Source organism: Pseudochrobactrum sp. Wa41.01b-1 (assembly GCF_019464455.1).
GTDB lineage: Bacteria > Pseudomonadota > Alphaproteobacteria > Rhizobiales > Rhizobiaceae > Pseudochrobactrum > Pseudochrobactrum saccharolyticum.
Window position 1 is genome coordinate 3,242,616 of sequence record NZ_CP080493.1, and the last position, 14,244, is coordinate 3,256,859.

Annotated in this window: 11 protein-coding genes; 5 read left to right on the forward strand and 6 right to left on the reverse strand. The window is 53.3% G+C overall.

Annotated features, from left to right (window positions below; genetic code table 11):
- Positions 1–73: 73 nt before the first annotated feature.
- Entirely contained in the window at positions 74–1,384 is a 1,311-nt protein-coding gene (rpoN, locus tag K1X45_RS14785) for an RNA polymerase factor sigma-54 (protein WP_220159294.1), read from the reverse strand.
- 93 nt (positions 1,385–1,477) lie between these two features.
- Here rpoN and K1X45_RS14790 point away from each other — a divergent pair, with 93 nt between their 5' ends.
- On the forward strand, positions 1,478–3,142 hold the full coding sequence (locus K1X45_RS14790) for an FGGY-family carbohydrate kinase (RefSeq protein WP_255560446.1): 1,665 nt from the start codon (positions 1,478–1,480) through the stop codon (positions 3,140–3,142).
- A gap of 58 nt (positions 3,143–3,200) precedes the next feature.
- Positions 3,201–5,567, forward strand: coding sequence for a heavy metal translocating P-type ATPase (locus K1X45_RS14795; protein ID WP_220159295.1), 2,367 nt, complete (start codon positions 3,201–3,203; stop codon positions 5,565–5,567).
- 52 nt (positions 5,568–5,619) lie between these two features.
- Here the strand turns inward: K1X45_RS14795 and betB are convergent, their stop codons facing one another.
- The 3 genes from betB to betI are packed head-to-tail and all read right to left on the reverse strand — an operon-like array spanning position 5,620 to position 9,387.
- Positions 5,620–7,083 carry a betaine-aldehyde dehydrogenase gene (gene betB, locus K1X45_RS14800; protein WP_220159296.1) on the reverse strand — a complete coding sequence of 488 codons (1,464 nt, stop codon included), beginning with the start codon at positions 7,081–7,083 and terminating at the stop codon, positions 5,620–5,622.
- Positions 7,084–7,118: 35 nt separating this feature from the next.
- Complete coding sequence (betA, locus tag K1X45_RS14805) at positions 7,119–8,768, reverse strand: choline dehydrogenase (RefSeq protein ID WP_220159297.1); 1,650 nt, start codon at positions 8,766–8,768, stop codon at positions 7,119–7,121.
- A gap of 10 nt (positions 8,769–8,778) precedes the next feature.
- Positions 8,779–9,387, reverse strand: coding sequence for a transcriptional regulator BetI (gene betI, locus K1X45_RS14810; RefSeq protein ID WP_220159298.1), 609 nt, complete (start codon positions 9,385–9,387; stop codon positions 8,779–8,781).
- A 203-nt stretch (positions 9,388–9,590) separates the two neighbouring features.
- Here betI and K1X45_RS14815 point away from each other — a divergent pair, with 203 nt between their 5' ends.
- The gene (locus tag K1X45_RS14815; RefSeq protein ID WP_255560447.1) at positions 9,591–10,619 is read left to right on the forward strand and encodes an asparaginase; all 1,029 of its coding nucleotides are present in this window, start codon (positions 9,591–9,593) and stop codon (positions 10,617–10,619) included.
- Between the two features lie 114 nt (positions 10,620–10,733).
- Complete coding sequence (locus K1X45_RS14820) at positions 10,734–11,204, forward strand: GreA/GreB family elongation factor (RefSeq protein WP_220159299.1); 471 nt, start codon at positions 10,734–10,736, stop codon at positions 11,202–11,204.
- A gap of 18 nt (positions 11,205–11,222) precedes the next feature.
- Here K1X45_RS14820 and corA read toward each other — a convergent pair whose 3' ends face one another.
- Complete coding sequence (corA, locus tag K1X45_RS14825) at positions 11,223–12,221, reverse strand: magnesium/cobalt transporter CorA (RefSeq protein ID WP_022710051.1); 999 nt, start codon at positions 12,219–12,221, stop codon at positions 11,223–11,225.
- A gap of 278 nt (positions 12,222–12,499) precedes the next feature.
- On the opposite strand from corA, the gene K1X45_RS14830 reads away from it, so the two are divergent.
- Positions 12,500–13,786 carry an MFS transporter gene (locus tag K1X45_RS14830; RefSeq protein WP_255560448.1) on the forward strand — a complete coding sequence of 429 codons (1,287 nt, stop codon included), beginning with the start codon at positions 12,500–12,502 and terminating at the stop codon, positions 13,784–13,786.
- A 45-nt stretch (positions 13,787–13,831) separates the two neighbouring features.
- Here K1X45_RS14830 and K1X45_RS14835 read toward each other — a convergent pair whose 3' ends face one another.
- Positions 13,832–14,194: a hypothetical protein gene (locus K1X45_RS14835; RefSeq protein ID WP_022710049.1), complete on the reverse strand. Its 363-nt coding sequence runs from the start codon at positions 14,192–14,194 to the stop codon at positions 13,832–13,834.
- Positions 14,195–14,244: the final 50 nt, after the last annotated feature.

The window sequence follows — 14,244 nt, forward strand, 5'->3', positions numbered from 1 at the left end:
TCTAGCTTTTGTTTTTACGCGCATTTTATCCCGAAAACCGCTCCACACTTTTCGGAATGCGCTCCATACGGCCTTATCTTTTTTGGGCATGCAGTTTCATTTCCCGCCGTCGTTTTGCGGAGGAGGGAATGCCGAGTTCCTCTCGATATTTGGCAACTGTCCGGCGGGCGATAACAATGCCATCTGCATCAAGCTTTTGCACAATGGCTTCATCAGACAAAATGCTGTCGATGGTTTCCTGCGCAATCAGCGTGCGGATTTTGCTGCGCACAGCTTCCGAGGCAATATCATCGCCGGTTTTTCCCCTGATCGCCGAATTGAAAAAATAGCGATATTCATGCAGACCTTGCGGGGTCAGCATATATTTCTGATTGGCAACACGGCTGATGGTGCTTTCATGCATCTCAATAGCATCGGCCACCATCTGCATTGTCAATGGTTTGAGCGCAACCGCACCGCTTTCCAGAAAACCTTGCTGGTGGGTGATAATTTGCTCACCGACATTGAGCACCGTCTGCGCGCGTTGATCGAGAATGCGTGTGAGCCAGCTGGCCTTTTGTTTGCAGGCTCGCAGAAACTGTTTTTCCTCTTTGGAAAGACTATTGTCACTGAGCTTACGGCTATAATCTTCATTCATCAGCACACGGGGCAGAGCCTGCGGATTAAGCGTGATGCTCCATTCGCCGCTTGGTGTTTTGGTGACCAGTAAGTCGGGAATGATGGTTAGCGCAGGTGCGCTGTCAAAAATCAGGCCGGGTTTGGGGTTCAAGCCACGGAGTTCGCCCAGTAGTTCCGCCAGTTCTTCATCATCCACATCGCAGAGCTTTTTAAGCGCAGTGAAATCACGTTTCGCTACCAGATCAAGATGCTTAAGCAGTATGGCCATTTCCGCAGTCAGGCGATCATCGGCAATGAGCTGCAGACGCAGACATTCCGCCAGATTACGGGCGAAAAGCCCAGCCGGTTCAAAAGCCTGACATTGGCGCAGAACACGCATAACCTGTTCCGGTGTCACATTCAGGCGCTTGGCGATCTGCGCCAAGTCTGCATGAAGATACCCGGATTCGTCCAAAGTCTCGGCAAGCAGCTCGGCAATATGCCGTTCGGTTCTATCTCTGATACTCAGATTGATCTGCTCGGCCACATGATCTTGCAGTGAATGTTGCACACTGCCGAAATCTTCAACAGAATAATCCGAAGTGCTGGAAGAGGGCAGCGCACCGCTTGGCGCTCTTTGCAAAAGCGGATTGGCTTCTATTTCATTTTGTACAAAGTCTTCCAGCTCAGCACGGCTCATTTGCAGCACTTTGAGCGATTGCTGCATTTGCGGTGTCATGGTCAGTGATTGGGTCTGCCGCAAAACGGGCTTGGAAGAGAGAGCCATTGATCTGTTTATAGCACTCTTTTCAGTGCTATTGATACGTCATGAAATTGTTGTAAGCACGGAATCAAAGTTTTCTTCTGTGCATGAGGATTGATGATGCGCCACTATATTGGAATTGATGTCGGAACCGGCAGCGCCAGAGCAGGGATTTTTGACAGCAAAGGCCGGTTACTGGGCACGACAGCCTGTGCCATTGAAACCTTTCGCCCGCAGGCGGATTTTGCGCAGCAAAGCTCGGCGCATATCTGGGCGTCAATCTGTAAGGCTGTGAAAAACACAATGACTGAAGCCGCAATCGCTGCTGACAGCGTTGCCGGTATCGGCTTTGATGCCACCTGTTCGCTGGTTGTTGCGGATGCGGAAGGCAAGCCGGTGACTGTCAGCCCGAAAGGCGAGCCGGATCAGGATGTGATCCTGTGGATGGATCACCGCGCGATCAATGATGCCGAAGAGATTACCGAAATTGGCGGCAAGGTGCTGAACCATGTCGGCGGTCGTATGTCGCCGGAAATGGAACTGCCGAAAATCCGCTGGTTCAAGCGTGAACTGCCGCAGAGCTGGACACAGACAGCCGCTTTCTGGGATTTGCCGGACTGGCTCGTGCACCGTGCGACCGGCACCGATATGCGCTCGCTTTGCTCACCGGTTTGCAAATGGACTTATCTCGGTGATCGGGGCAAAGCCGGAGAGGGCTGGGACAGCGCGTTCCTTGAGAATATCGGCCTTGAAGAACTAGGCGATGATAATTTTGCAGCCATCGGCAACCGTTTCGGTGCAGCCGGTGAACTGGCCGGACAATTGTCTGAACAGGCCGCAACGGAGCTTGGTCTTAAAGCCGGTATCGCGGTTTCCACCGGTCTGATCGATGCCTATTCCGGTGCGCTTGGCACGCTGGCCGTTGAGGACAATGCCGGTGTGAGTGCAACGGAGCAACGTCTGGCGCTGATCGCCGGTACCTCAACCTGCCATATCGCTCTGAGCAAAGAACCGGTTTTTGTCTCCGGTGTCTGGGGGCCTTATTATTCTGCGCTGCTGCCTGATCTTTGGGCGAATGAAGGCGGGCAGTCGGCAGCAGGCGCTTTGATTGATGCGGTGATTGCGCGTCATGCGGTGTCTGTGAAACTTGCAGCCGAAAATCCGGGCAAGCGCATTGCTGATCTGCTGGATGTGCATCTGGCCAAAATGGCTGAAGAAACTGCAACCCTGACCCGTCATCGTCATGTGCAGCCGGATTTCCACGGCAACCGTTCACCACTGGCGGAAAGCTGGCGCAAGGGCGCGATTGTCGGCCTGACACTGGATCATGAGCTTGATGATCTGGCGCTGGATTATCTCGCCACCATTCAGGCTTTGGCCTATGGCACAAGGCATATTCTTGAAGAAATGCGCCATGAAGGCATGGAGATTGACACGCTGGTGGTCTCCGGCGGTCTGGCACGTAATCAGCTTTATTTGCGTGAACATGCGGATGCTACCGGTTGCCGTGTGCTGGTGCCGGAACAGGCCGAGCCAGTGCTGCTGGGTTCCGCCATGCTTGGTGCTGTTGCCAGCGGTGATTTCGCGAACTTGCCGGAAGCAATGGCAGCGATGAGTGGCAAGGGTGAAGTGCTGGAGCCACGTAGTGGTGAAATCGCTGGCTATCACGATGCAAAATATCTGGTCTATCGCCGTATGCAGATGGATTATGCCGATTACGCAGAACTGATGGATGAAAATCCGGTCGCTGACGATGAGGAAGAAGCTGAATCTATAGCTTGACCTTGCTATAGTGGGAACCTTTATCCTGCCTGTTAATTGACAGGCAGGAGAGATTCTTATGAAGCATACTGCATCGCATACGACCCATGCCGATGATGCGCATCACGGGCATCATCACGGCGACCATGAGAGTGGCACTCGGGTTAAAGACCCTGTTTGCGGGATGATGGTCGATCCTGCCGCCGGCAAGCCGCATATGACCTATAAAGGGCATGAATATCATTTTTGCTCAGATAGTTGCCACGGCAAATTCAAAGCTGATCCTGAGAAATACCTCATTGCACAATCTGCTGCCGCGCCTGCAATCAAAGGGGCGCAATATACCTGCCCGATGCATCCGGAGATTATCCGCGATGAACCGGGTTCATGCCCGATTTGCGGTATGGCGCTGGAACCGGTTATGCCGTCGCTTGATGACGGGCCTAACCCTGAACTTATAGATTTTACACGCCGCTTCTGGGTAAGCGCGATCTGTTCCATACCTTTGCTGATTGTCACAATGGGGCCGATGCTTGGTCTGCCGATCCGTGAATGGATCGGGGAGCAAAGAACGGTCTGGCTGGAGTTTATACTGGCGACACCGGTGGTGCTCTGGGCGGCGCTGCCGTTTTTCAAGCGCGGGATCGACTCTTTTAAAAACCGCAGCCCGAATATGTGGACGCTGATTATGATCGGTGTCGGCGCCGCCTATCTTTACAGCGTGGTTGCAATTCTGTTTCCGGATATGTTCCCGCATTCCTTCCGTGGACATGGCGGTTCGGTTCCGGTTTATTTCGAGGCCGCAGCCGTTATTGTCACGCTGGTCTTTCTTGGGCAGGTGCTGGAACTGCGTGCCCGCGAGCGTACCGGCTCGGCTATCCGCGCTCTGCTTGATCTGGCGCCGAAAACTACACGCCGTATTGCGGCTGATGGCAGTGAAGCCGATGTGCCGCTGGATGAAGTGCAGGCAGGCGATAAGTTACGTATCCGCCCCGGTGACAGTGTGCCGGTAGATGGTATCGTGGTGGAGGGCCGTTCCTCCGTTGATGAGGCGATGATTACCGGTGAACCGGTGCCGGTTGAAAAGACTGAAGGCGATAAAGTCATCGGTGGCACCGTGAATAAAAACGGCTCGCTGGTCATGCAGGCAGAAAAAATCGGCGCAGAGACCATGCTGTCGCAGATTGTGGATATGGTGGCCAAAGCCCAGCGTTCCCGTGCGCCTATACAGGGGCTGGCTGACCGGATTTCGTTCTATTTTGTGCCAATGGTTATTGTCGTTGCACTCCTGTCCTTTATTGGCTGGGCGCTGTGGGGGCCGGAGCCGAGCATGATCTATGCCATTGTGGCGGCGGTTTCGGTGCTGATTATCGCTTGTCCCTGTGCGCTGGGACTGGCAACGCCGATGTCGATTATGACCGCAACAGGACGCGGTGCGCAGGCTGGTGTGCTTATCAAGGATGCCGAGGCACTGGAGCGTATGGCTAAAGTGGATACGCTGATCGTTGATAAAACAGGCACACTCACAGAAGGCCGTCCGAAGCTGACGGATGTGGTGGCGGTTTCCGGTATTGATGACAACAAGCTGTTGCAACTGGCTGCAAGCCTTGAGAAAGGCTCGGAACACCCGCTGGCAGAAGCCATTGTTGCCGGTGCCGAAGCAAAAGGCTTGAAGACCGATAATGTTGATGAATTTGAGGCAATTACCGGCAAAGGTGTTGCCGGTACGGTAAAAGGACGGGCAGTTGCGCTCGGCAATCCTGCGATGATGCAGGATATGAGGCTGGATATTGCCGCCATTCAGGCGCAGGCTGATACATTGCGGGCAGAAGGTAAGACCGCGATGTTTGTCGCCGTTGATAACAAGCTGGCAGGTCTGGTTGCTGTGGCCGATCCGATTAAGGAAACAGCGGCAGAAGCCATCCGCACACTCCATGCGCGTGGTTTGAAAATCATTATGGCAACCGGTGATAATGAACGCACAGCGCGAGCTGTGGCGGCAAAACTCGGTCTTGATGATGTGCGTGCCGATGTGCTGCCGGAAGATAAAAAAGCGCTGGTTGATGAGTTGCACAAACAAGGCAAAAAAGTTGCAATGGCGGGAGATGGTGTGAATGATGCACCGGCACTGGCAGCCGCTGATGTGGGTATTGCTATGGGCACAGGGGCTGATGTGGCCGTGGAAAGTGCGGGGATTACGCTGCTCAAAGGCGATCTCACCGGTATTGCCCGCGCGCATCATCTGGCAGAGGCGACAATCCGTAATATTAAGGAAAACCTGTTCTTTGCCTTTGTCTATAATGCACTGGGCATTCCTGTGGCCGCGGGGCTGCTCTATCCGTTTACCGGTACTTTATTGTCGCCGATGATTGCAGCGGCGGCGATGAGCCTGTCTTCGGTTTCAGTGATTGCCAACTCGTTGCGGTTGCGAGCATTGAAGCTCTAAATAAAAAGAAAGCGGGCAAAATGCCCGCTTTTTATTTGGCTCGAAACGGAAATTAGTAAGGGCTGTCGACCTTACCGGTTTCCACATAGACCGTCTTGATCTGACTGTAATGGGAGAGGGCGGCGAGGCCATTCTCACGGCCGATACCGGAGTTTTTATAACCGCCGAACGGCACTTCTACCGGAGTCAGATTATAGGCATTGATCCAGCAGGTGCCGGCTTTGAGTGCTGCAATCACACGATGACCGCGGGCGCTGTCTGCGGTGAACACACCGGCAGCAAGGCCGAATTCTGTATCATTGGCGCGGGCAATGACTTCATCTTCATCCTTAAAGGTCAGAATGCTCATTACAGGGCCAAAGATTTCTTCCTGTGCAATGGTCATATCATCGCTGACATTGGTGAAAATCGTCGGCTCGATATAATAACCGTTTTCCAGTCCCTGCAGGGCTGGTACACCGCCGCCGCAAACCAGATTTGCGCCTTCAGCCTTGCCCTTCTCAATATAGGACAAAACCTTGTCGCGCTGAGCAAGGCTCACCATTGGTCCCATCTGCGTGTTCGGATCAAGCGGATCGCCGATCTGAATAGCACGGGTGCGCTCAACCAGACGGCTCACAAAGTGCTCGGCAACAGCCTCATGCACGAAAACGCGGGTGCCGTTGGAGCAGACCTGACCGGTGGAATAGAAATTGCCGAGCATCGCGCCGCCAATAGCGTTTTCCAGATCTGCATCATCGAACACGATCAGCGGGGATTTGCCGCCGAGTTCCATGGTGACCTGTTTCATCTCGCTGCCAGCCTGCGCCATGATCTTTTTGCCCGTCGGCACGGAGCCGGTGAGCGAAACCTTGGCAACTTTAGGATGGCTGATGAGTGCGCTACCTGCATCACCAAAGCCCTGAACCACGTTGAAAAGTCCGTCCGGCAGACCGGCATCCTTGTAAAGCTGTGCGAGTGCCAGAGCTGATAGCGGTGTATTTTCCGATGGCTTGAACACCACCGCATTACCCATTGCCAGAGCAGGGGCAGATTTCCACGAGGCGATCTGGATCGGGTAATTCCATGCGCCGATACCGACGCAAACACCTAATGCCTCGCGGCGTGTATAGGCAAAAGGCCCGCCAAGTTCGACAAACTCGCCATTGAAACCGGAGATTACACTGCCGAAATATTCCATCGCATCGGCACCGGAGGCCGCATCGGCCACCAGTGTTTCCTGAATAGCTTTACCGGTATCCAGTGTTTCCAGTTCCGACAATTCCTGATTGCGCTCGCGCATCAGATCGGCGGCACGGCGCAGAATGCGGCCACGCTCAACAGGCTTGAGTTTCGCCCATTCAACCTGCGCTTTGGCAGCGGCTTCAACAGCCTGATCGACAATGGCTTGTGTCGCACCATGCAGGCGGGCAATGACTTCGCCGGTGGCAGGATAGATCACATCGAATACTTTTCCGGCCGTGTCTTCAACGAACTGACCATTGATAAAATGTGAGGCTTGCGGCTGTGCGCGCATGGGAAATTCCTTCAAAATTCTATGAGCTTTATAAATTAGCGATCGGATACTTGCCAGCGCGGACTGATCCACGGCTCCTGATTGGAGCGCGGCAGCGGCGTTTTGCCTAAGATATGGTCTGAAGCCTTCTCACCGGTCATGATCGACGGGCCGTTGAGATTACCATAAGGCACACGCGGGAAAATCGAACTGTCAGCCACACGCAGACCTTCAACACCGATCACACGACACTCCGGATCAACCACGGCCATAGGGTCGTTGACTGAACCCATTTTACAAGTACCGCACGGATGGAATGCACTCTCTGCATGGGTGCGGATGAAGTTATCCAGCTGCTCGTCTGTGACCTGATCATCACCCGGTTGAATCTCCCGTCCGCGATAGGCATCAAAAGCCTGCTGGCCGAAGATCTCGCGGGTCAAACGGATGCAATGGCGGAAGTCGCGCCAGTCATCCGGATGCGACATATAATTGAACAGGATTTTCGGTTTCTCTTTCGGGTCATTGGAGCGAAGCGTGACCGAACCGCGCGACTTGGAGCGCATTGGTCCCACATGCGCCTGAAAACCGTGGCCACCTGCTGCTGCTTTACCGTCATAGCGGATCGCAACCGGCAGGAAGTGGAACTGAATATCCGGATATTCCACACCGGCAGCTGAGCGCACAAAAGCAGCACCTTCAAAATGGTTGGTTGCGCCAAGACCGGATTTGAAGAACAACCACTCCGCACCAATACGCGCTTTGGAAAACAGGTTGAGGCTGGAATAGAGTGTAATCGGTTGCAGGCATTCCTGCTGCACATAGACTTCCATATGATCCTGCAAATTCGCGCCGACACCGGCACGGTCTGCTACGACCTCAATACCATGCTCGCGCAAATGCTCTGCAGGGCCGATGCCGGAAAGCATCAGCAGCTTTGGCGAATTGATGCTGGAAGCGGCGATAATCACTTCGCGCTTGGCTTTGATAACACTGACTGTGCCGGATTTTTCGATCTCAACGCCGGTCGCACGGCCATTCTCGATTACAACTTTGCGGGCGAAAGCATTGACCAGTGTCACATTGCGGCGTTTGAGGGCAGGACGCAGATAGGCATTGGCGGTTGACCAGCGACGACCGTGATGGATGGTTTGTTCCATCGGGCCGAAACCTTCCTGTTTCGAGCCGTTATAGTCATCTGTCGTTTCAAAACCGGCTTGTTTTCCTGCATCGTTAAAAGCTTTGAACAGCGGATTGCTGCGCTTGCCGCGCTGCACATGCATCGGGCCGCTGCTGCCGCGCCAGCCTTCTTCTCCACCATGGGAGTGTTCCATGCGCTTGAAGTAAGGCAGCACATCCGCATAGGACCAGCCACTGGCACCGCTCTCAGCCCAATGGTCGAAATCTTTGGCGTGACCGCGCACATAGACCATGCCATTGACGGAAGAAGAGCCGCCGATGACCTTGCCGCGTGGTGTAACCAGACGACGACCATTGAGATGCGGTTCCGGCTCGGTGTTAAAACCCCAATCATAGGTGGACATATTCATCGGGAAAGACAGAGCAGCCGGCATCTGGATTAGCGGCCCCATATCGGTGCCGCCATATTCGATGACGATTACAGAATGCTTGCCGTCTTCCGACAGGCGGTAGGCCATGGCTGAGCCGGCTGAACCGGAGCCGATGATAACGAAATCTGCTTCCATGCTGGACTCCTTAATGCCGGTTACGGGATGGCTTGGATGGCGCGCGTGCCAGTTGCACGGTGATGTAATCTTCGACCAGTGCAATGGCTTTCGGCGCTTCCGGCGCATCGGCACCGAGCGCGTGGCGGATATAGAGGCCGTCGATTAGGGCGCCGGTGCCTTCCGCAATATGTTGTGCGGTCTGTTTGTCTGTGAGCTGCTCCAGAGCAAAGCACAGATTGGAATGCAGGCGGCGTGCATAAATCCGCAACAGACGGCGCATCTCTAATGATTGTTGGGCATGGGCATAGAAGGTGAGCCATGCAGCAATCGTTTCATGGGCAAACTGTGAGGCGGAGAAGTTGACGCTGATAATTGCGGAAAGCCTTGCACGCGGGCTGTCTGCTGCCTGTAAGGCATGGCGCAGATCAGTGCCGAGTTCGCTCAGCAAGTGGCGCATCGTGGCTAATAGCAATTGATCCTTACCGCCGAAATAGTGATGCGCGAGCGCTGCCGATACACCGGCCTTGCGGGCGATTTGCGCAACAGTCACATCAAGTGAGCCGCGCTCACCGATTGTCTGAATGGCGGCCGAGATCAGGTCTTTCCGGCGCAATTCTTCCATTCCCACTTTAGGCATGTCTGTCTCACAAAATTGTTTGGATTTGGCTGATTATCGTTTTTATTGATTGATCAGTCAATCAAGAGTTTATTATTGTTTTATTTCAATAATATGATGGAAATTTAAAGTGAGAAAATCCGTTGACTGACGAGGTGGATGCGTTTTGACGGCATAAGACTATTTTGATAAATCAGCAGCAGTGAATGATGCGGAGTTTTAAAATGGCAAATCCGGTTTTGGTTGAAGTTGTGCGCGGGTGCGTGGTGGAAAGTCGCCACAGTGGTGCGCTGGCGCTGTTCGATGGTGACGGTAAGACCGTTCTAAACATCGGCGATGTAACGCGCCCGACCTATCCGCGTTCGGCAATCAAGGCTATTCAGGCGCTGCCATTCGTGGAGAGCGGTGCGGCTGATGCCTATGGGTTTGGCAATGAAGAGCTGGCAATGGCCTGCGCTTCCCATTCCGGTGAGCCGGAACATGTGGCGCGTGCAGCTTCGATGCTGGCGAAGGCCGGTTTGTCCTGTGAAGATCTGGAATGCGGTGCGCATTGGCCGTCTGACCAGAAAGTGCTGATTGAAGTTGCCCGCAGCGGCAAGGAGCCGACAGCACTCAATAATAACTGCTCCGGTAAACATGCCGGTTTTCTCTGCACCTGCGCCCATATGGGTTTGAAAGTCAAAGGCTATGTGCAGGCCAATTCGCAGATCCAGACAATTGTGCGTGAAACCATGCAGGAAGTGACCGGCGCGGTGCATAATGCTGATGAATATGGCACGGATGGTTGCTCCATCCCGACCTATGCTATTGGTCTTGATGCTATGGCACGTGGTTTTGCCCGTATGGCAACCGGCACAGGTCTGGCTCCTGTTCGTGCGCAAGCCGCCAAACGTTTGCTGGATGCCTGTATGGCTGCGCCGTTTTATGTGGCTGGCAGCCGTCGTGCCTGTACTGAGCTGATGGAACTCGCACCTGGTCGTATTTTTGTGAAAACCGGTGCGGAAGGTGTGTTCTGCGGTGCCGTGCCTGAACTGGGTGTAGGCTTTGCCATGAAATGCGATGATGGCGCCACTCGTGCGGCAGAAGTTATGGTGACCCGTCTGCTGGCACAGCTCTTTGCAAAAGATGCAGAATTGTCGGGCAAGCTGGAAGCACGTGCAACGCGCCGTATGAGTAACTGGAACGGCATTGATTTCGGTCATATTGCACCATCGTCCGCTCTGGTTGATGAACTGAAAGCTGTTTCTGTCTGATATTGAAAAATACTATAAGTATTTAATAATTAAGCCGCGCATCATAAAGATGTGCGGCTTAATTGTTTTTCCGCGCAGCTTGCTTTTGTTGTGGTTACTTCCTACCTTTAAATTATGAGCAGAGCTTTTACAAAAGAACAGGACGATGTTCCTTCCGGTTTGGTGGAACGTCCGGTCAGTCACCACCGCAATCTGGTTACTCAAAACGGCCTCAAGCTGATTGAGGCTGAACTGTCACGTCTGCAAACCGAACTGGGGCAGGCGACAGCCAGCGGGGACAAGGCCGCAATTGCTCATGTCTCCCGCGATTTGCGCTATTGGACAGCGCGGCGGGAGAATGCAGAACTGACACTGGCTGATAAAGACGGTGAAGTGATCCGCTTTGGTATGCAGGTGACTGTTGAGAATGAAGACGGCCGTCAACAGAGCTGGATGATTGTCGGCGAGGATGAGGCTGACCCGTCCAAGGGTACGATTTCTCACATCTCACCGCTTGCTGTAGCATTGTTTGGCAAGAGCAAGGGTGATCTGGTGACCGTGAATGGCCGCGAGCTGGAGATTATCAGCTTTAAAGTCATCAAATAGATAAGTTGCCGGCTCTGTTCAGAGCCAGCCTTTTCTGCGGAAGAAGTAAAGCGGGATCAGCGCAGAGATAACCATCAGCCCCAGTGCTGCTGGATAGCCCCATTTTTCTGAGAGCTCCGGCATGAAGCTGAAATTCATGCCATAGATCGAAGCGATCAGTGTCGGCGGCATGAAGCCGACTGCGGCCACTGAGAAGATTTTAATAATCGCGTTTTGTTCAACCGAGATCAGCCCGACAATGGTATCGAGCAGGAAGTTGATTTTATTGTTGAGAAAATCAACGTAATTCTCAAGCGACTGCGTATCCCGCTCCAGTGTTTTCAGCCATGCACGGGTATCTTTGGCCTGTGTCTTGGGAGAACTGTTGGCGGTAATATAGACCAGCAACCGGCGAATACCGGACAGGCTTTCACGCATCCTTGAGAGAAACGTACCATGGGCACCGATTTCATTGAGGATTTCGCGGAAATTCTGGGTCGACATCGGGCGTTTGTTATCCGGACGGCGGTAAATGCGGTGTGACGCATTGTCGATTTTTTCGCTCACGCCTTCAATGAAATCCGCCAGCCGGTTGGTATTGGTCTCGATAATGCCAAGCAAAACGCAAAGGCTGTTGGTGCGGCTGTTAATCAGGCCGTTGCCGCTTTTAGCTGTGCGCGCGACATAAAGCACAAAGGATTTAGGCTGCGCATAGCGCACGCTGATGAGCAGTTTATCCGTCAGAATGAAAGTGACAGGGCTGACGATCCGGTGGTCATCTTCTGCAAGATGCAGGAATGGTGCTGTCAGATATTGCGCGCCGTTTTCACTATAAAACCGGCTGGATTCTTCAATCTCTCCCATATCTTCCCGCGTCGGGATGGGGATATTCGCCCATTTTTCAACCTGACTTTCCTCTTCGGCAGTCGGATTGACCAGATCGATCCAGAGTGATTTTTGCAGAAGATCGTCTGTAATCTGCGTTGCAGGTTCAACCGGAATGAGAAGGTCGCCGTTGCGATAATATACAGTCAGCATCTTTGCTCAAAAATCCCTGTCAATAAAATGAAACAGCACTATAGCCGTATATATGTAAATAAGGCATGTCGATGCTGGTGACATATCTCCGCCTGCTGTGGACACATCCCGCGGTTAAAGATATATCAATCAGAGTTCAAATAACGGACTATAGCACCGGCGCATAAACCGGAACCGGTTTTCGCAAGGCGCGATGCATAGTTTCAATAATTCAGAGTGTCCTTTCTGTGTCCGAACGGGCGCACGATGCTTTGAAGAAAAACAGGAATAGTAATTTTATGTCTGTCACGGGCGAGCCGCTGCTGGCTGAAGGTAATCTGCATACGATAACTGAAACAGCAATTTCACAGCCCGTTCAGTCTAAACCGGCATCATCTGTGCATCACGGCATGACACCGGTCTATCGTCTGCTTGCGGGGCTGTGTCTGGTACTGATTGCCCTGAATCTGCGTCCGTTATTCTCCAGTTTTTCAGCGCTTCTGCCTGAAATTATTGCCTCTACAGGTATCAGCTCTTTGACTGCAGGGCTGCTGACGACTTTACCGGTTTTTTGTTTGGGCTTTTTCGCACCTCTGGCTCCTAAATTCGGCGAGCGCATCGGTATGGAGCGCACATTGCTGCTGGCGGTATTGCTGCTGGCCTTCGGCACATTTCTGCGTGGCACCGGACCGGTTACGCTGATGTTTGCCGGTACTGTGCTGGCAGGAGCCTGTATTGCAACCTGTAATGTGTTGCTTCCCGGCATTGTAAAACGTGATTTTCCAGACAAAGCAGCTTTGCTGACCGGTTTTTATACTATGGCGCTGAGCGGCGGCGCGGCAATTGCCGCTGCTGTGACTTTGCCCGTTTACAGGGCGTTTGATAATTCATGGCAGCAGGCGCTGAGCCTGTGGGCGGTTCCGGCGCTGATCGTCGGTATACTCTGGGGTGTGCTGACATGGCGTGTGAAACATCAGCGGGCGGCCAATAAAAGCAAAGTCACCGGATTGTGGCGTGATAAAATCGCGTGGCAGCTGACCTTCTTCATGGGCTTGCAGTCATCGCTGGCTTTCACCGTGTTCGGCTGGTTGTCGCCGATCCTGCGTGAGCGCGGACTGGATGGTATTACGGCTGGTGCTGTGGTTTCCGTCTCTATCGGTATGCAGCTGATTGCCTGTCTGGTTGTGCCGACAATTGCGGTGCGTTCACGCAATCAAAGCCTTTTGAATGTGATCCTGATTGCTTTTGCGACCATCGCCATGCTGGCCATGCTGTTTATGCCGCTCTGGTCGGTCTGGTATTGGGCGGTTTTGCAAGGCATCGGTCTCGGCGGATTGATTGCTGCGGCTATGACCGAAATCGTGCTGCGCTCACCAAATCCGCGCGTGGCATCGCATCTGTCCGGCATGGTGCAATTTGTCGGTTATATGATTGCATCAGTTGTGCCGCTGCTGATCGGCATTATCCATGATCTGACCGGAACTTACACGGCCAGTGCCATGCTGTTTGTGGCTATCGGTCTTGTGGCAGCATGGAATGGCTGGGGAGCAGGGCGTGCTCTGCATGTGCAGGCCGACAGTGAGTAAATAAAAAGCCCCTCGAAAGAGGGGCTTTTTGCTGAGGTACTGACCTCAGATAAACTGGCCGAGACCCGGAATAGAATTCACAACATCATCAACGGTCTGCGCACCGGCTTTTTCTTTTGCGAAAGCAATGGTTTCTTTCGCCACGCCGGTGATTTCACCCATGCCGAGGCCTGCGCCCATCAGCTTGGAACCAAGGCCCATTACGCCGCCCATCATATTGGAGAGGAAGCCGCCTTTATCTGCCGAGGCAATCAGTTCCTGTGCGCCCGGAATTCCGGCGATCAGCGCGCCGACTTTATCCTGCGGGCCTTCTTTTTCGAGAAAGGCAAGGATCAGGCCGACAGCTTTTTCTGCTGTGGCGCTATCAACACCAACATTATTGGTAATACGTGAAATCAGCTCTTCCATGATAGTCTCCCAAAAATTGACGTTTACGTAATAAGCACTCTGCCGTGATG